Source organism: Bacillus sp. FSL R5-0416, assembly GCF_037975425.1.
Classification (GTDB): Bacteria; Bacillota; Bacilli; order Bacillales; family Bacillaceae; genus Bacillus; species Bacillus subtilis.
The window spans coordinates 2,673,622-2,692,143 of record NZ_CP150252.1; the positions used below are offsets into that span (position 1 = coordinate 2,673,622).

The 18,522-nt window shown below is 36.3% G+C and carries 18 protein-coding genes and 3 pseudogenes; 4 read left to right on the forward strand and 17 right to left on the reverse strand.

Annotated features, from left to right (window positions below; all coding sequences use genetic code 11):
* Positions 1–19: 19 nt before the first annotated feature.
* The 3 genes from NYE20_RS14265 to NYE20_RS14275 form a co-directional block, all read right to left on the reverse strand.
* Complete coding sequence (locus NYE20_RS14265; protein WP_161621695.1) at positions 20–1,324, reverse strand: hemolysin family protein; 1,305 nt, start codon at positions 1,322–1,324, stop codon at positions 20–22.
* A gap of 280 nt (positions 1,325–1,604) precedes the next feature.
* On the reverse strand, positions 1,605–1,748 hold the full coding sequence (locus tag NYE20_RS14270) for a YrzO family protein (protein WP_017697705.1): 144 nt from the start codon (positions 1,746–1,748) through the stop codon (positions 1,605–1,607).
* A gap of 17 nt (positions 1,749–1,765) precedes the next feature.
* On the reverse strand, positions 1,766–2,731 hold the full coding sequence (locus NYE20_RS14275; RefSeq protein ID WP_038829688.1) for a DMT family transporter: 966 nt from the start codon (positions 2,729–2,731) through the stop codon (positions 1,766–1,768).
* Between the two features lie 125 nt (positions 2,732–2,856).
* Here NYE20_RS14275 and czcR point away from each other — a divergent pair, with 125 nt between their 5' ends.
* A complete protein-coding gene (gene czcR, locus NYE20_RS14280; protein WP_134991373.1) occupies positions 2,857–3,723 on the forward strand; it encodes a LysR family transcriptional regulator CzcR in 867 nt (288 codons plus the stop codon).
* Between the two features lie 121 nt (positions 3,724–3,844).
* Here the strand turns inward: czcR and NYE20_RS14285 are convergent, their stop codons facing one another.
* The 12 genes and pseudogenes from NYE20_RS14285 to NYE20_RS14340 form a co-directional block, all read right to left on the reverse strand.
* Entirely contained in the window at positions 3,845–4,882 is a 1,038-nt protein-coding gene (locus tag NYE20_RS14285; RefSeq protein WP_029318140.1) for an NAD(P)/FAD-dependent oxidoreductase, read from the reverse strand.
* 87 nt (positions 4,883–4,969) lie between these two features.
* Positions 4,970–5,917 carry a CDF family zinc transporter CzcD gene (gene czcD, locus NYE20_RS14290; protein ID WP_021480165.1) on the reverse strand — a complete coding sequence of 316 codons (948 nt, stop codon included), beginning with the start codon at positions 5,915–5,917 and terminating at the stop codon, positions 4,970–4,972.
* 285 nt (positions 5,918–6,202) lie between these two features.
* Positions 6,203–6,388: pseudogene (locus tag NYE20_RS14295) on the reverse strand (tautomerase family protein); the annotation flags it as partial.
* A gap of 205 nt (positions 6,389–6,593) precedes the next feature.
* Positions 6,594–7,916, reverse strand: coding sequence for a branched-chain amino acid transport system II carrier protein (gene brnQ / locus NYE20_RS14300; RefSeq protein WP_103803730.1), 1,323 nt, complete (start codon positions 7,914–7,916; stop codon positions 6,594–6,596).
* Between the two features lie 164 nt (positions 7,917–8,080).
* Positions 8,081–8,413, reverse strand: a complete 333-nt coding sequence (gene azlD, locus NYE20_RS14305) for a branched-chain amino acid transporter AzlD (RefSeq protein ID WP_003245988.1) — start codon at positions 8,411–8,413, stop codon at positions 8,081–8,083.
* Complete coding sequence (azlC, locus tag NYE20_RS14310) at positions 8,410–9,174, reverse strand: azaleucine resistance protein AzlC (protein WP_046381210.1); 765 nt, start codon at positions 9,172–9,174, stop codon at positions 8,410–8,412. Before azlC ends, azlD begins: the two co-directional genes overlap by 4 nt.
* Positions 9,175–9,186: 12 nt before the next feature.
* Positions 9,187–9,660 carry an azlBCD operon transcriptional regulator AzlB gene (azlB, locus tag NYE20_RS14315; protein WP_021480168.1) on the reverse strand — a complete coding sequence of 158 codons (474 nt, stop codon included), beginning with the start codon at positions 9,658–9,660 and terminating at the stop codon, positions 9,187–9,189.
* Positions 9,661–9,974: 314 nt separating this feature from the next.
* Positions 9,975–10,249: pseudogene (locus NYE20_RS14320) on the reverse strand (barstar family protein).
* 194 nt (positions 10,250–10,443) lie between these two features.
* Complete coding sequence (locus NYE20_RS14325) at positions 10,444–11,676, reverse strand: cytochrome P450 (protein WP_085186579.1); 1,233 nt, start codon at positions 11,674–11,676, stop codon at positions 10,444–10,446.
* 255 nt (positions 11,677–11,931) lie between these two features.
* A complete protein-coding gene (locus NYE20_RS14330; RefSeq protein ID WP_163136112.1) occupies positions 11,932–12,174 on the reverse strand; it encodes a hypothetical protein in 243 nt (80 codons plus the stop codon).
* Between the two features lie 182 nt (positions 12,175–12,356).
* Complete coding sequence (locus NYE20_RS14335) at positions 12,357–12,923, reverse strand: cysteine hydrolase family protein (RefSeq protein WP_019712537.1); 567 nt, start codon at positions 12,921–12,923, stop codon at positions 12,357–12,359.
* 230 nt (positions 12,924–13,153) lie between these two features.
* Positions 13,154–13,525 carry a YrdB family protein gene (locus NYE20_RS14340; RefSeq protein WP_072174161.1) on the reverse strand — a complete coding sequence of 124 codons (372 nt, stop codon included), beginning with the start codon at positions 13,523–13,525 and terminating at the stop codon, positions 13,154–13,156.
* Between the two features lie 457 nt (positions 13,526–13,982).
* Here NYE20_RS14340 and NYE20_RS14345 point away from each other — a divergent pair.
* A pseudogene (locus NYE20_RS14345) lies at positions 13,983–14,126 on the forward strand (TetR-like C-terminal domain-containing protein); the annotation flags it as partial.
* Between the two features lie 229 nt (positions 14,127–14,355).
* Here the strand turns inward: NYE20_RS14345 and NYE20_RS14350 are convergent.
* Positions 14,356–14,859: a DinB family protein gene (locus NYE20_RS14350; RefSeq protein ID WP_161621697.1), complete on the reverse strand. Its 504-nt coding sequence runs from the start codon at positions 14,857–14,859 to the stop codon at positions 14,356–14,358.
* Between the two features lie 226 nt (positions 14,860–15,085).
* Positions 15,086–15,940 (reverse strand): aminoglycoside 6-adenylyltransferase AadK, encoded by an 855-nt coding sequence (aadK, locus tag NYE20_RS14355; RefSeq protein WP_161621698.1) that lies wholly within the window; start codon positions 15,938–15,940, stop codon positions 15,086–15,088.
* 394 nt (positions 15,941–16,334) lie between these two features.
* Here aadK and NYE20_RS14360 point away from each other — a divergent pair, with 394 nt between their 5' ends.
* Both NYE20_RS14360 and murI read left to right on the forward strand, forming a co-directional pair.
* Positions 16,335–17,378, forward strand: a complete 1,044-nt coding sequence (locus tag NYE20_RS14360) for a nitronate monooxygenase (protein ID WP_161621699.1) — start codon at positions 16,335–16,337, stop codon at positions 17,376–17,378.
* Positions 17,379–17,721: 343 nt separating this feature from the next.
* On the forward strand, positions 17,722–18,519 hold the full coding sequence (gene murI, locus NYE20_RS14365; protein WP_161621700.1) for a glutamate racemase: 798 nt from the start codon (positions 17,722–17,724) through the stop codon (positions 18,517–18,519).
* Positions 18,520–18,522 lie beyond the last annotated feature (3 nt).

Sequence of the window (18,522 nt, forward strand, 5' to 3'; positions counted from 1 at the left end):
CATGTGCTTTATCCAGATGTTATTCTTTTTTCCGGACAATTTCTAAATAATTAATATGCCGGCCAACTGTTTTGTGCACTTTAAAAATATACCCATCGGCTTCTATAACGGATCCAACTGCAGCGTCTATTTGTTGAGTCATAAACCAGCCGCCTATCGTATCCACTTCGTCACTTGCTAACGTCGTTCCCAATAAATCATTTACATCCTCAATGAGCACTTTCGAATCTATGATATAGTGATTATCGTTTACTTTTCTAATATCAGGCACTTCATCTTTATCAAATTCATCTCTGATATCCCCGACAATTTCTTCAAGAATATCTTCAACAGTGACTAAACCTGAAGTGCCGCCATATTCATCCACAAGAATAGCGATATGTGTTCGCTCTTTTTGCATTTTTACCAATAAATCATGAATTGGAACGGATTCAATAACATGGATAACAGGAGTGATATGATTTTCTAACTTGAAATCCTCTTTTATCTTCTGGTCTGTGTCAATATAAGCTGACAAGAATTCTTTAGCATTGATAAAACCAATGATTGAATCTTTATCTCCATTTAGGACTGGGTACCTTGTATAACTCTCTGTCTTAATGGTCTTAACAATAGTTTCATAAGAATCCTCACTAGAAATCGCTACGATCTCTCTTCTCGGAATCATAATTTCTTTGGCAATTCTTTCATCAAATTCAAAAATATTATTTACATATTTCAACTCATTTTTATTGATTTCACCGCTCTTATAGCTTTCAGACAGTAAGATGCGCAGTTCTTCTTCAGAATGAGCAAGTTCATGTTCTGATGCAGGTTTCAAACCGAAGAGTCCTACTATAAACCGGGCTGAACCATTTAAAAACCATATAAAAGGGAACAGGATGCGGTAAAACCAAATAATTGGCTTTGCAGTCAAAAGAGTGATGGTTTCCGCTTTTTGGATAGCGAGTGTTTTAGGAGCAAGTTCTCCAACTACAACGTGCAAAAAAGTCGCAATCACAAAAGCAATCACTAAGATCAATACATGTGAGACTGTTTCACTTACATGAAAATGAGCAAATAAGGGGTGCAAAATCACTTCAAAAGTCGATTCTCCAACCCAGCCAATTCCCAACGCTGTAACCGTGATCCCTAATTGACAAGCTGACAAATATTCGTCCAAATGAGTAATGACCTTTTTGGCTGATACGGCACCTTTTTTTCCCTCTAATATGAGTTGGTCAATTTTTGATGACCTGATCTTTACTATCGCAAATTCAGTCGCAACAAAAAATGCTGTTAAGACAATTAAAATAGTAAAGATTATAAGGTTAATGGTTGTCAATGATTTGCCTTACTTAGTAAGGCGTACACCTCCGATATAAATATTTATTTTTCTAACCCGTTTTTTCTGAATAAACAAAAAACAGTATATATAACATTATAAGTTCAAAAGAACCTAAAATCAACTCTGAATGATGTAAATAATCATCTTTTTCCGTATGAAGAGTGGTTCCCATAGTATTTAACTAGCGATTGGTGACGTTTTAAGGCTTAAAAAAGAAAGCAAAATAAAAACACACCTGAATTTTCTGGTGTGTTCAATAATACCCAACCGTCTTAATTTATTTGATGTCTTTATTAAGGTTTTCTCTTAAAATTTGAATCAATTCCGCCTGTTGCTTTATATTTTTGCGGCCATTTCTATTAATTGCAGCAAGTTCACAGACAATTCCAGCTGAAATGAAAAACAATAAACCTTCAAACATTTTAAATCCCCCACCGTCTAAGTGATAGTCAAATGTGTTTTTTCTTTTTGCAATACCTGCTTATAATCTTCCTTACGCTGATATATGTTATTTAAAATGAGTCCAATAATGACAAACAGTGTTCCTACTATATCAAAAGCAGTTATGTTATATCCTTTGATCACCATGATTAACAATGTAGTGATGGGGACAAAGTTAATAAATAAAATCCCGTTAATGGATGATAGGATTTTAATGCCATAGTTCCAACTAAGGAGGGCTATGATACCTGGTAAAGTAATCATAAATAAAAAATCATACTTAATTGCTGCAACTACTTTAATACTCGGTACCGACACGTAACCTTGCGCGGTAAGTATAGCTGTCATGATTCCTGTTATAGCTGTGCCGAATAAACATGTCAATGTTGAATAACGAAGTGTGGACCACTCTTGGAATAACTGTCCCCCCATTGTGTAGACAACCCATCCTAAAACACCAATGAATATAAAGAGTAGCGAGAATAGATGATCCCCTAATGAAAAAAAGAAACTTATATTACCTTTGGTTATGACCATCGAAGCCCCCAAAAAGGCAATCAATATACTGATCATTGTGTATTTTTTAGGTTTCACATGTTTATATCCCCATAGAATAACAATTGAAAGCATCGGCATGAGTGCCTCGGCAATGGACGCTGTCATAATTCCAGACTTCCCCATCAACCTTTGACCTAAAAAAATAAGAACATTGTATACAGTAAACGCCATCACCCCAAATAAAATGATCCATTTTGCTTTACCCTCTAAATGAAATGATTTTTTTCCTTCTCTCACTAATAATAAAATCACTAACATAATTGTTACCACACCGTAGCGAATAAATGAAAAATAAAACGGATCAATAAATTCTAATGCATGATCTGCAACTGGAAACATCGCGCCCCAAGACATACTTGCCACTAAACATGTAAGGGCACCAATGAATAATTGACTTTTTTTCATTGAATTCCCCTCCTTTTCTTTAAAATTACAATGAGAATTATAAAAAGAAGTAAGCATCAAGTAAAATGAACAAAAGTGATGAAAAACATCATTGATAATGATACTTTAATGAAGGGGGGATCTTCATGGAACTGCGAGACTTACAAATTTTCAAATGCGTAGCCCATCACAAGAGTATTACCGGTGCTGCAAAAGAGTTAAATTATGTACAATCTAATGTAACTGCGCGGATTAAGCAATTAGAGAATGAGCTCAAAACACCTCTTTTCAATCGCCATAAAAAAGGGGTTTCACTAAGCCCAGAGGGCCGAAAAATGATTGAATACGTTAACAAAATTTTGAAAGATGTTGAAGAACTGGAGCAGGTCTTTCTAGATACTGAAATACCATCTGGAATATTAAAAATCGGTACAGTGGAAACAGTGAGGATACTGCCGACCATCATAGCTTCCTATTATAAAAAGTATCCTAATGTGGATTTATCATTGCAGGCTGGTCTAACAGAGGAACTTATTAAAAAGGTCATGAATCACGAATTAGACGGAGCTTTTATTTCAGGCCCTTTGAAACATTCTATTCTGGAACAGTATGATGTTTACACTGAAAAACTTACTCTTGTAACCAGTAACAAAACGTTTAATATAGAGGATGTTTCAACGACTCCGATTCTTGTTTTTAATCAGGGGTGCGGGTATCGGTCTAGGCTTGAACAATGGCTCAAAGATGAAGGTGTGCTCCCAAACAGAATGATGGAATTTAACATCCTGGAGACAATCTTAAATAGTGTTGCACTTGGACTCGGTATAACAGTGGTACCGGAATCTGCTGTTATGCATCTAGCTGCACAAGGTAAGGTTTATTGTCACCCATTACCTGAGAAAGATAGCTGTATCTCAACAATCTTTATACGCCATAAAGATGCGTACCTGACAAATTCAATGCATAGCCTCCTTAAGACCATTGATGAACATAAAAATATGAGTATGTCTTAAAGTGATTTTTCTCTTTCTATATTCTAACTTCTTAAATAAAAGAGAAGGCTCATCTCCACTTCGCTACCCTTATTCACAATAAAATAGAGCAGTAAACATGTGAGTTACTGCTCTGCTTCGTTTATCCACCGTTCATTTGTTTTACAATGTATTCAGCATCATTTCCTACGCCTTGAAGCAACGCTGAACCTCGCTTATGCTGCCAAGGCAACCCTATAAAGTACAATCCTTCTACAGGTGAAACACCTCTATGATGTATGATTCGACCTTCTTGATCCAAAACACCTTTTATATTTATCCAACATAAGGGATTCCTGAAACCAGTAGCCCAAATAATATTGTTTACTTCTAATGTAGATGAATCTTTAAAAATGATTTCATTTTGCTTTGCGGCAATGACTCTTTTTTTTAAGATGATCTCCTTCTGTTTTATTGCATGTTTTAATTCATGCCCAAATACTGGATCACCTTTCTTTTGAATGAATTTGCCTACTATTGATGTATGACTTGCATGTAAAACTCCTAATTTATCAAACCACCAAAAGATGCTTCTTTTTCCGATCATTAAAGGGAAATAAACTAGTTTATTACTACAGGCTAAATATGTAACTCTTTCTTTGGATAATTCAACAGCTATCTGAGCACCACTATTCCCACCACCAACTACTAGTACATTTCCATATGCCAATTGTTTTGAATTCTTATATTGTGATGAGTGTAGTTGATTAATATGATCAGCTAAATCCTTTGATATTGATGGAATACTAGGGGTATGAAAAGGCCCTGTAGCAATGACAAGATTCTTCGTTTGATATTCTTCCCGATTTGTTTTTATTAAGAAATAATTCTTTATTTTTAGGACACTTATTACTTCTGTCCGTAATTGGATTGGAATTTCAAATTTTTTAACATACTTCTTTAGATAAGCAACAATTTCATTTTTTGTAGGAAATCCATGTTTTTCTCCTTCAAGATGCATTCCAGGCAAAGAGCTATACATTCGAGAAGTAAATAAAACTAATGAGTCATACCGATCTTTCCAGCTCTCCCCCACCTCATGACTTTTATCCAAAATGATAAACTTTTGATCGGACTGCTTAAGATAATATCCTATCGAGATCCCTGCTTGACCAGCCCCGATTACGATAGTGTCGTACACATTATCACCCCGCCAATTTCAAATTGTCAGTAGACAGAATCTGCAAAATGCTAGTTGATCTCCTCACTATAAAGTTAGATAAAAAATTTAATGGTGATGGTGGTCACGCGGCTTCTCCATTTTGGGCTGACAAAGGATCGCATTGTCGTGATTATGCGCTTCGGTTTCCATTTGAATGGTTACGTGCGTAATGCCTTTATGCTCAAGTTCATGTTCAATTTTGCGTAAAATATTTTCACTTTCTGAAATGGTCAGTTGATCGTCCACAACTGCATGGCAAGAAAGAGCATTCAATCCGCTTGTGATAGACCATATGTGTAAATCATGAATGTTTTGAATTCCCTCTGTCCCTTCAATTGTACGAATGATATCAGAGACATCGATATTTTCTGGAGTTCCTTCCATTAAGATGTGAATGGAATCTTTAGTCACATTGTAACCGCTTCTTAGAACAAGAATAGCCACAATGATACTAGCCAATGGATCTGCCCAGCCCCATCCAAAGAAGATGATAAGTATGGCAGCTAAAATGGCACCTACAGAGCCGAGCATATCGCTTATTACATGTAAATAAGCTCCTCTTATATTCAGATTATTCTTTGTATCTCCGCCACTCATCATAATCCAAGCGACCAATAGATTCACAACTAACCCGATGATACTAATTGTAAGCATGCCGGTTGTTGCTACTTCTGGTGGATTAGAGAAGCGTTCGATTGCTTCATAAATGATATAAAGAGAAATAAGAATTAAGGCAGCACCGTTTATCACAGCTGCAAGAATCTCAAATCGTTTATAGCCGAATGTCTTATTGTGATTTGCCTTTTTTTCAGCTAATGTAAAAGCAATCAGGGCAACCATTAATGAAATTGAATCACTCAGCATATGGCCTGCATCAGATAAAAGCGCCAGACTATTTGTTAAAAATCCACCTATAGCTTCTATAATCATATAACCTGTAATCATGATAAAAGAGATCAATAAAACCTTTTTATTTGCTCCTTCATTATGATTGTGACTATGATTGTGACCCATAAAAACTCCTCCTTAACTAAAGTTTTTAATACATATGTATTTATTATTTCAAATCTGTTATGAAGCATTCTAACATGATGTAAATAATATTTATATATGATCATGTGTTCATATATAAATATATCTGCTCTTTACTGAAATGTCAAAATATTTTTATAGAAATCCACAATACCTCCTTAATTATTCTCTTATAAACATAAAAAAGCGGAGCAAACCCATGGTTTGCTCCGCTAACCTAGTTTCTCTATCCTTTTCTTCAATCAAGCATTTGAGGGTAGTATTCAACTACAATTTACCTGTTAAAAATTGGGCCTCCCCAAGTCCAAAACTCCAGTCAGCATTATCATTTTCAACAATAGATACAATTAAATCAGTTGATGCGATACCACACTCAGATTCCAGTCTTTCGGCTAACAGCCTGTAAAATTTTTGTTTCTTCTCTTCCGGTCGGGATTTACTTGTAACTGAAAGTGAACTTAAGCCGGCAAATTTAGAAAATTTCGTGCAGAATGAAGGAACTCTTGATCAATTACCGGATGTTCTTCCTACCTTACGAAGAGGCGAAGCAAGAGGAAGGATGATTGTAAATTTGGTTGAACACATTTAATAAGCAATGCAACCGGCGAACAAGCACTTTGTCCTTCCTGCAGATCTGAGTGATATTGCTGTTGATTGATCAACTTGTTTTTGTTCGGAATATACTCAGTATATAGCCGCATATTCCCCCTGTAATAGCTGGAATGAGCCACCCCAGCCCTATGTTATACATAGGAAGAATCTGAGAGAAAATATGATTCACAACTTCAATTTTTATTCCCGCCTCCTTCAAACCGTCAAATAAGCTGATGATGAATGCGAATAATAAACTGCCTTGATACACTTCTGTCTTCCCTTTAAATACAGGATGCAAAAACGTTAAAAATATTAAGGAAATCGCGATAGGATACATCGTCAGTAAGACAGGCATTGACACCTTAATGAGCTGGGTTAATCCTATATTTGCGACAAGTGTACTAAACACTGATAAAACGACAGCAATTTTTTTATAAGAAATGTTCGGAAATAATTCATGAAAAAATGAAGAACACGCTGTGATCAGTCCGACACTTGTCGTCAGACACGCCACTGTAATCATTAAGCCCAATAAGATTGAACCATAAGATCCAAAATAATAGGATGAAACCTTAGCCAAAACCTCTGCTCCATTTTCTAAAATCCCCAGTTCTTCAACGCTGGAAGCCCCCATATAGGAAAGGGCTGTATACATAACTGCTAAGAGTACAGCTGCAATCGCGGCTGCTTTTGCACAAATACCCATCAGCTGTTTTTTGGTAGAAGCTCCTTGTTCTTTCAATGCATTCACGATGATAATTCCAAAAACAAATGCTACAAGGGCATCCAGAGTAAGGTATCCTTCCTGAAATCCTTTAAAAAACGCTTGTGATGTGTACCCTTTTGATGGTGCTTGAATGGTTCCAATTGGGCAAATAAGAGCTACCACTACAAGCAATCCGATAAATGTCAGCTTAATTGGCGTCAAAAATTTTCCAACTATATCAATGATTTTTGAAGGATTAAGTGATAACAAGCATGCCAATCCGAAAAATAATATTGTAAATATGATCAATGAGACAGGGCCTGCATCATTTGATAAAAAAGGTTTTACCCCAATTTCAAACGATACGTTTCCTGATCTCGGGATAGCGAAAAAAGGCCCGATTGCCAAATAGAGAATCGTCGTAAATACAATGCCAAACACCGGGTGAACACGGCTGGCTAACGACTGTAAGTTTTGTTTACCCGAAAAAACAAATGCTGTTATAGCCAGTAATGGCAATCCAACTCCGGTCACTAAGAAACCTGCATTAGCGATCCATACATTTTTTCCAGCCATTTGACCAAGCATAGGCGGAAAAATGAGATTTCCTGCTCCAAAAAACAATGCAAATAGCATTAATCCTATAATGATGATATAGGAAGCAGACACTTTTTTTGACATTATATAGCCTCCGATTAAAGTAGACACTTCTTGAATAGCCAGGAAACATTACAGATGCTATTTGCACTGGCGCAGTGTTGATTCCAAAATAAGTTTGTGTCAGTTTTATATATTTTTATCAAGTTCAATAAAAGCATGATCATTTTGATAGTTTCCGATATCGGTTAAAAAACCAATTGCACCAAAACCATATAAACAACGGTTCCCCCCGCTATGGAAAGAAGCATATTTTTCTTCCACAAGTGAAGCAGTACAACTGCAGCTGCCCCAACCAATTCAGGAATGCCATGACTTCCAGAAAGCAGACTCACATCTTTTAAACAATAAATGACCAAAAGCCCGATTACCGCTGATGGCAGCACTTTACCAAGATACTGTACATATTTCGGTGTCGGTTTGCCAGACGGGAAAATCATGAATGGAAGGAACCTTGTCAGCATTGTTCCAAGCACGACCATTGCAATGGTGATCATTTGCTGCGTCATCGTCATCGTCATACGGAAACCTCAGCTTTCTCCAATGGTTTTCTCAGAACAGTCAGTACCCCTAAAATGGCGAGCATAGCAGGAATAATAAATTGGTTTCCGCCAAAAAGGATAAGACAGGCTACTGAAAGTCCAAGTCCTGTGAGAGCACTGTAATGCTTTTTTTCTTTCATCCATTGTTCTATGAATATCACAATAAACAGAGCAGTCATCACAAAATCAAGCCCTTCAGTATTAAATTTCACGTACGACCCAAAAATACCTCCTATCGCTGCCCCCGCGACCCAATATAAATGATTAAGCAGTGTCACAAAAAACATAAACCAGCCCTTGTCAACATTCGCCGGAACATTAGCGGTATAATTGATAGAAAATGATTCATCGCACATTCCGAAAATCAGATAGAGCTTTTTCTTTCCAGTCCCTCTGTACTTATCCAACATGGAAATTCCATAAAACAAATGCCGGGCATTGACCATTAACGTCAAAAAAAGAGCATTCATAGGGTTGAACGCACCAAGTAAAAAATTCGCTGCAACAAACTCCATTGAGCCCGCAAATATCATAAAACTCATGATGATTGGATAGATTGCGCTAAATCCCAAAGAATGCATAAAGATTCCATAAGCTATCCCCAAAAACAAAAACCCCGCAAAAATCGGAATTGTATATGGGAATGCAGAACGAAATGCAGCCCATATTTGACTTCTCTTATTCATATGAGTGTTTATAGCAGGAGAGCTTAAATGTAACGATTCTTTATTTTTATTCAAATCAACAACCTCCTACATTTCATCAATTGGCACACTGACAGTTCTTTTTTCTGTACTCATGACTATGCTTGTGTCAACTCCACTAATAGCAGGGTTCTGCATTAATGAATCAATGATAAAATTCCGATAACTCTCCATGTCCTTCGCCACAATCTTAAGCATATAGTCATGGCTTCCTGTAAGTGTGTAGCATTCTTGAACCTGTGGGAATTTGTTTATATCCTCTAAAAATGAATGAATTGTCTCCCTATTTAAGGGTGATAAGTTGATGAGAGCTAGTGCTGTGACTTCGATTCCAAGTTTTTTCTCATCAACAATAGTCGTAAACTTTTTAATTATACCTGCTTCTACTAGGTTCTTTGTTCTTGCAAGGCAAGCTGATGGTGAAAGCCCAATTTTCTTAGATAAATTTAAATTTGATATTGAAGCATCTTCCTGCAATTCTCTTAAAATGGCCTTATCAGTTTCGTCAAGCATAATACTCATTTCATAACCCCCAATACGAATTAAAAGAATTATATTTCACTAAATTTAAATAATAACGAATTTTTATTCGTTAATCAAATATTATTTAAATTTAAATCCTTTTAAAATATTATTCACAGAATAAAATTATCCTCATGATTAACTCATAATGAAATTAACTTACATTAGAAAGAAGTCATGTGACTTGATACCAACATCATAAGAAACTTATCAGAAGCCAAAAAGTTATTGCGGTCTCAACGAAATTTTAATTTGTGGTGCCCTATTGCCTTTTTCTGCGAACGAAAACTGTTAAAATTCACAAAACAGAAAGTCTACTCTATTATTATTTTAAACTCGTCCTCTAATTCCTCTTGAGCCTCTAGTAAAACTTCTAATACATCATCAGCGTATGAACCTAAAAACTTTTTACTAAACTCAAAATTTATCAAGACTAAAGTGAGCGGCAAATCCACCCACCCTGTCAGGCAATCCCATAAAGCGTCTAAATTTCTCCCATAGTAGTTTGGGAAGTCTAATTTATCTTTTAAAACATCATGTAAAACTTCTATATTTTCAATGTCTCTTCCTCTATCATTATTTTTCTCATTAGAAACAATGCCCTCCATTATTTTATCTTAACAAACGTTTACTATGTAACAGCTGTTTGTCCAAATGAGGCTGAAAACAAATAAAAAACACCGATAGGGGGAAACTATTGGTGTTTGCAAGACATTTTCATGCCCGGTAGGCATAAATAATGCTAAACTTTGTTTTTAAAAATCACATATCCCCCCAAAAAAATTAAAAACTAAGCGGCAATTCTTCGAGTGCTCTCATCAGAAAATTCCCTTTCCATTTCATTTGTTCCTTTTCGCCTTTTAACTGTATATTTGGACAGCGGCGTAATAAGGTGGAAATCGCAATCTTGGCTTCTAAGCGGGCTAGCTGTGCACCAAGGCAAAAATGATTGCCATGGCCAAAAGCAATATGGCGGTTGTTCTTTCTTTCAATATCAAATATGTCGGCATTTGGAAATATCTTCTCATCACGGTTTGCTGATGCTAAAGAAATGATGATCACATCTTTCCGTTTAATCTCCTGTCCATGCAGTATAAACGGTTCAGCCGTCCAGCGAATTGTCGTTAGCTCAACAGGGCTGTGAAACCGCAATGCTTCTTCTATGGCGGAATTCATCAAGTCTGGCTGCTGGCGGAGCTTTTCAAATTGATCACCGTGACACATCAGAGCATATGTCATATTGGTGATTAAGTTTACGGTTGTTTCATGACCTGCAACGATAAGCAGCATAATCATCGAGTACAATTCTTCTGTACTTAATTGTGTGCCTTCACTTTCCGCTTGAATTAATGCACTGATTAAATCTCCTGCAGGTTCTCTCCTTTTTTTGCGAACTAAGGATTCCAGATATTCAACAAACTCCCCTAACAAGTGGTCATTCTCCTGAAGTCTTTCAGGGGCATCTGAAAAATCAATAATTGCTTGCGACCACACTCTGAATTTTTGACGATCTTCCAAGGGAATGCCGAGCATTTCACTTATCACGATAATCGGCAATGGAAACGCATAATCGTCTACTAGGTTCATGAATTTGTTGGGCTGCACTTTATCCAATAAAGAATCTGCGATATGCTGGATTTTGTCTTCCAACTGCAAAATCATCCGATGCGTAAATGCTTTTTGAACAAGAGTTCGCAAGCGGTTGTGATCAGGGGGATCTGAATTAAGCATATGTTTTGTTAAAGACTCTTCATTCTTCAATAGAGCAGGACGTTTTTCTTTTGCGGTAAATACATTTTCATAGTTTTTCTTTAATTTTTCATTCTTTAATAAATGTATTGCATCTTCATATCTCGATATGAGCCAGCCTTTCCCCAGAGCTCCTAAAGATAATGGGTAGAGAGGCTGTGATTTTCGCAATTCTTTATAAAATTCATACGCTTCATCTTTAAATGCTCTCGAAGACAATTGACTTTCCGTCAAAATGGTTACACTATTTTTTTCATTTGAAGACATTCATTCGACCTCCATCTTTATGAAAGGTTAAGATAATCTTTAAATATAAAATCAATACGATTTGTAAAATGATCTATTGAGATCAGCATTCGTGATAAGGGCCAAGATGCCGCCCCGCATTTTGAAATAAAAGGTATGAGACAGTCATTAATCATTTTGCTGCCCAAACTCTTTCCCTGATAAAATGGCGAAACTCCTAATACTTCTAAATACCATGCCGGCTCTTATAAGGATTTGGAAGATTTTTCAGTCTCATTAGTCACCGCCAACATGTTCAATACTGAGGATCCCCCATTTTGTTATCCCCCCTGCTGCTATATAATCGATCAAGTTAATGTCTGGTTTATCACAATGTTTTAATAGAGCAGCAACAACCATTTCACCATTCTGAATGTCAACAAAAAAGAAATGCTTTTTAAAATATGCTCTTGTCAGTACTTTATGCATTTCAAAAATAAATGAATGATCTTTTTTTTCGCGTTTTACGAGTAAATCCATAAAAGAATATTAATTGAAAAATTCATGGAGTAGCTTTGCCACTTTGCTTCATTCATCTGCCCTTGCTTGTCGATAAAGAAACATTGATACATCTCCTCTGAGCAGTAAAGCAGGAAATCGAATTAAAGCGCCCTTCCTATTGGAAAGGCGCCTGCCGTTTTACTGTGCCAAAATGTTTTTCATCAGTGAGTTTTTATAAAATCATTTATTAATTGATCAGTTGTCAATATTGTGGCAAATTCATCATGCAATGTAGCTAGAGATATATTATGAATAGTCGCCGCATCATAATATGTATCATTTTGGTCTCTCATTCCGAAGGCTGCTGTTGCATCTGAAATCAGGTATGTATCAAACCCTAAATTACCACTCATTCTTGTGGTGGTTGATACACAGTGAGGCGTGGTTAAACCAGTTATGACTACAGTGTTTATTTCATTTAATTTTAAGAATTCTTCTAAATTCGTACCAATAAAGCTGCTATTTACTGTCTTGGTTATAATGACTTCTTCATCCATAGGCTTAACTATTTCCTTTATCGCAAACCCTTCATTCTTTGGATGGAATAAAGAATGAGGTTTATCAGAAGTGTGTTGTATGTATATGACTGTCCATCCTTTTTCTCTCCATAATTTTAGTATTTTACTAATGTTTTCTTCCGCCTTTACGTTATTCCGTTCCCCCCATTTTTTATCATCGAAGGCTTTTTGTACATCCACAATGATTAAAGCTTTTTTCTTTTCTTCCACAAGATACCCTCCTATGTAGAATTTCTATTTATTACTACATTCTAAATACAAATTTTACTTTTGTACAATTGTTTAATGATGAATTTCAACTGACCGCCTTCTTTATTGGAAAATGCGTTCTAAACTGCAACTGTGCCCAAGCCGTTAACCTTCAATAATCTAATCTGAGAATCACTGGCTCTACAGAGAATGATAAAAAGCACTCTAATAACGAGTGCCGAAATGAAAAACTATTGATTTAGAAGCCATTTGATACGCTCAGCTGAAAAGATGTAGTGGAGTATTATTAGACATAAAAAGACAATACCAACTGGTTTTAAATGACTAAAATAAAGCGCTGCAACAGCCATTGCAAAGATCAATAATTCAATAACTAACCTTGTTACCCCGTTTACAGCTATTACAGTTTGTCCACTTCGACTAGGATCATTAGGTACTGCAAATACAGACCAGACAATCATAACTGCAATAGGTAAAACCCAAGTTAAAACATATTTAAAATAACCATTAAAGCTTATCCAAGCAAACACCCCTAAGGAGATTAGTGCAGCGATTTCAAGGGTGAATCTTAAAAGTAAATTAGTCTGATTCAGTTTTTCCAACTCCTCTGTAAAAAACACCCCCGTAGGAGATGCTCTTTCTCTGCTTTATTTCAGCGTATAAAAACTTTTCTGTTCTTCCTCTTTAGATTTTATTGTAGTTTTCGGCGAGATTACCTCTACTTTTGAAGAGATGATACCGACTGCTGCTGTTACCAATGCTCCGATAATAGAACGATGATAAGTATAATGAAAAATGACAACTTTTCCCCTCCTATCCAGTTAATTATCCAAATAATCAGGAAGTTGTCTACAATTTGCAGAATTTGTCGAACGAAGTAAAGATTATACCTGGGAGGCTTTACTCATTGTATGAATTACAGTAATACACTACCTTCCCTTTTGAGAAAACGTTCCCCTCTTGTATCCATTTGTTGCAACTTAGCTAGACTCTTCCAATAGGCTTCCTTTTGGCGCAGCTGCTTCTAGTCGAAATTGAGCAACACCTGAATGTTTCATTGGAATTTCTGAACCATAGATCGTTGCTGAATTTGTTGCAAATGCATATGTAGGATTAGTCGAATGGTGGTTGAAAAATGAAATGCCTTACCCACCTCGAGTGATGGCAGAAAAAGCGGGGGTTTTGTTAGAGAGGAATCTATAGACATGTGTATCTAGAAGATTTGACAGCATTAAAATTTATACTTACATCGTTGGGAACAGGCAACAATAAAGCGGAAGAACGTTGTCATTTGAAGTGGTATGGAATAAAAATGATTCGAATATGTTCTTATCATTGGTAAACGAACAAAAAAAGAACATGTTTTGAAAAAAGATTGATCAAAACATCTTCTTATATGTTGTCATAGCGTAACTTTTTATAAAAAGGTTGATTACATTTTCGGGGCTTCCAAACCAAATTTTTCCCATTCTTCTTTTGCTGGACCATAAATACCTGGAACAGTTAAACCTGCTTGTCTCATAAGAACAGTCATTTGTCCCCGATGGTGGTTTTGATGTTGAATTAAAAACATCAAAAGTGAACCGTTAGGCAATTGTTGTCCGATAAAGTTGATACGTTCTTGAAGTGTATGGTCAGTCCATTGGGTTTTTAATGCCTGTACAAATGCATTACTGGCTTGATGATAGCTGTCAGCTATAAACTGAGCCGAAGTTGGAACAGGATAATCTTCAGCTGGGGCATGGAACGTTAAGTCTGTGTTTGAGGTAATGATGCGAATGGCAGCAACAGTGTGCCAGGCAATACGGCCTAGAGTCCAATTTTGTGAAGTTATTTCTTGATTAAGTGATTCATCAGTCAGACTATTTAATAGTTTCTGTGTAGCATCTGCTTCGAACTCCCAAGATTTCAAAAAATGGTCTAAGGTTTGAAACACAAAAATCCTCCTTTTTATTCTTTTGTTTTTTCAATGTGCCTATAGGTTAATTATAATGCCTCGTTTCGTTAAAAAGAACAAAAATTTTGGACAAGAATAATCATAGTAAAATGCGTAGACATTCTTAAACATAACGATTTACGCATCTTTTTACAAACATGGTGACTCCTTGGTCTCCATTGTCAGCGAGAATCAAATATCATATGAAAACAATCCTATATTCTTATTACTTTACTGAGCAATAAATACCTTCCGTATACTTAGTGATGCCTTCATCGTAATCAGGATACTGATATGCAAGACTTTCTGATACAGCTTTTGAATACTTTCTAAATAATGCATAGCAAGTAAATAAAGACTTCCACATTTCCTGATACCCATTCACAGAATATGTAGACATGAGTTCCTCCCATTCTTTATTTGAAAGGTACCGTTTCATAAATTTATAGTTCTTCCCCATACTAAATGAATACCCTTTCTGAGATGCGATATGCCAGGCCATCATTCTCAATAAATTAGGACGTACAATTTCATTTAAATGGTCAATGGCAAAAAGGATTTCATTTCTTGCTAGTCCTTTTACTACGTAAGTCGAAACCATCCAGAACTCATTACAGCAATCATCAAATTCCCTTGCAGTCGGCTTTTTCATCCAGTATTGGCGATCATTTGGGGTCACTTTATAGTTGATGAACGAATCCTTATCGAGCAAGACCTTAACCAAACCATCGTTATTAGCAAAATAATCTTCTGCTTCACGAATTGGAAAAAGGGTTAGATCTAATTTGTTGCCATCCTCAAAAAGAATAATGTATGAAAACCAATTACCTAATTCGGGAGGAAAAAGCTCCATATCTTCTGGTTTTTGCATCATAATACGCTTCCCAAAGATTTCGAGCCACTGATCATTTTCTTTAAAAGATTCTACATCAGTTACAAAATACGAGATGTCATAATCTTGGAAGTTGTCAGGAGGGATATTTCTGTTTGTACGTGACCCTTCCAAAGTGACCAATCGGATTCTCTCATCGTTCAAAGCAAAGTCCAAAAAAATGTCCATCATATCCTGCTCACTTCGCATTACATGTTCCTCCGTTTCAGCCTTAATATCTAACTGTAAAACCGAATATTGATCTGTACGTCTTATAGATTTTTTTACTCTTGAATGTGATGTATTCTTCTAAGCTTTATTTTACATGATGTTCTCCTATATATCATTCAATATTAAGATGCAAGACATCTCAAAATCAGATATCAACTATGAAGGACTACATGAATATTCAGTTTTTTGTAGAGCCGCCATGGGACGACACTATCTTTGACACACTTTAATCCTCCCTGTTTTATCGTCATGTTAACTGGTATGAGAGATTGACAAAAAGAAGGAAAACGATATATTTAAGCGAATACGAGTTTTGAGCAAATTTTAAAATGACACTTTTTTCAAAAATCATGTCTTAACGGGGGGATTCGGTATGAATGAATTTATGAAGAAGTTTTCCTTAACAAAACCGATTATTCAAGCTCCAATGGCTGGCGGTATTACAAAGCCCCGACTTGCATCTGCAGTTTCGAATCAAGGTGCTCTTGGCAGCTTAGCATCGGGGTATCTTACGCCAGACCTCCTAGAACAACAAATAAAAGAAATGTTTGAGCTGACAGACGCTCCTTTTCAAATTAATGTGTTTGTTCCGCTAGGTCTAGAGATGCCACCAAAAGATCAGATTAAAAAGTGGAAAGAAAACATACCGTTAGCTAATCAAGTAAATCAATTCACATCTGTACAAGAAGAGTGGGATGACTTCTATCAAAAAATTGATCTAATTTTAAAATACAAGGTTAAGGCTTGCTCATTCACTTTTGATCTGCCGCCTGAAGACGCAGTAAAGAAGCTAAAAACCGCTGGATGCTGTTTAATAGGAACCGCTTCAACAGTAGAAGAAGCATTGTTAATGGAAGAACGGGGAATGGATATAGTAGTCCTTCAAGGAAGTGAAGCCGGTGGACATCGCGGAGCATTCTTACCTTCCAAAGGTGAATCTGCCGTAGGTTTAATGGCTCTGATTCCACAAGCAGCAGATGCACTGAGCGTACCTGTCATAGCTGCTGGGGGAATGATAGACCACAGAGGAGTAAAAGCAGCTTTAACCCTTGGAGCCCAAGGCGTTCAAATCGGTTCTGCCTTTTTAATTTGTCACGAGAGTAGCGCACATCCAGTACATAAACAGAAAATACTAGAGGCAAACGAAGCAGATACAAAGCTTACGACATTATTTTCAGGTAAAGAGGCCAGAGGAATCGTAAATAAATGGATGGAAGAAAAAGAACAGTTTGAGACACAAACCCTTCCGTACCCTTATCAAAATACACTAACGAAGGCAATGAGACAGAAGGCTTCACTTCAAAATAACCATGATCAGATGTCTTTATGGGCAGGTCAAGGGATACGGTCATTGACTGAGGAAATATCGGTTAAGCAGCTTTTAAATCAGCTTTGCCAAGAGGATATAAAAATATAGGCACACCTCATTGATAGAGCAAAAAGCAAACTTCGACAGGCAGTTTGCTTTTTTTTTCGTAATTTCATCCCCTGACTCTGGAAATCTCAATACTCCTACATTTTCAAAGCTAATTGATTCGGGTTATCAATCATCCCATTGATTTGGTGTGATCTTGATGAATTCACCACAATACATCACCAACATTTCGATCTTATCTCCCCTTCTCAAGTTTTGCTACCTATTCGAATAATCGATAACTCCCATATTAAATCCGAATAGTAAAATGGTTTTTTTTCGTTTGATTTAGATGATATAAAGTCATATGATAAAAAAAAGAATGAGACAGAAAGCGTGAGAAGTGATGAAAATAGGATTTTTTGATTCTGGAATTGGTGGCATGACTGTATTGTATGAGGCCATAAAAGTTCTTCCTAATGAAGATTACATTTTTTATGCAGATACGTTAAACGTTCCATACGGTGAAAAATCAAAGATTAAAGTTAATGAATATATTTTCAATGCAGCTGAATTTCTGGCCAGTCAAAATATCAAAGCTCTGGTTATTGCGTGTAATACAGCTACTAGCATTGCGATAGAGGATCTTCGGAGAAATTTCGACTTTCCGATAATCGGAATCGAACCCGCTGTAAAGCCTGCTAAAAATAAATGTACAGAGGAAAGAAAAAGAGTTCTGGTAGTTGCTACTAATTTGACCCTTAAAGAAGAGAAATTTCATAATCTAGTTAAAGAAATTGATCACCATGACCTTGTTGATTGCTTAGCTCTTCCAGGACTAGTTGAATTTGCTGAGAACTTTGATTTTGGTGAAGACAAGATCATTAAATATCTAGAGAACGAACTATCTTCTTTTGATCTGAAACAATATGGAACGATTGTGTTAGGATGCACTCATTTTCCGTTTTTCAAAAACAGTTTTGAAAAACTGTTTGGGATAACAGTTGATATTATTTCAGGCAGTGTCGGTACTGCAAAACAGTTGAAAAAAGTTCTTACAGATCGTAATCAGCTTGGTAAAGGATCGGGCTCAATCACCTTTTTCAATTCTGGCCATAAAATTGTGGACCAAGAAGTCATATCAAAGTACAAAAGATTGTTTGAAATATTAGATGAAACTCAAAGGAGTCATGTTGGACATTGAATG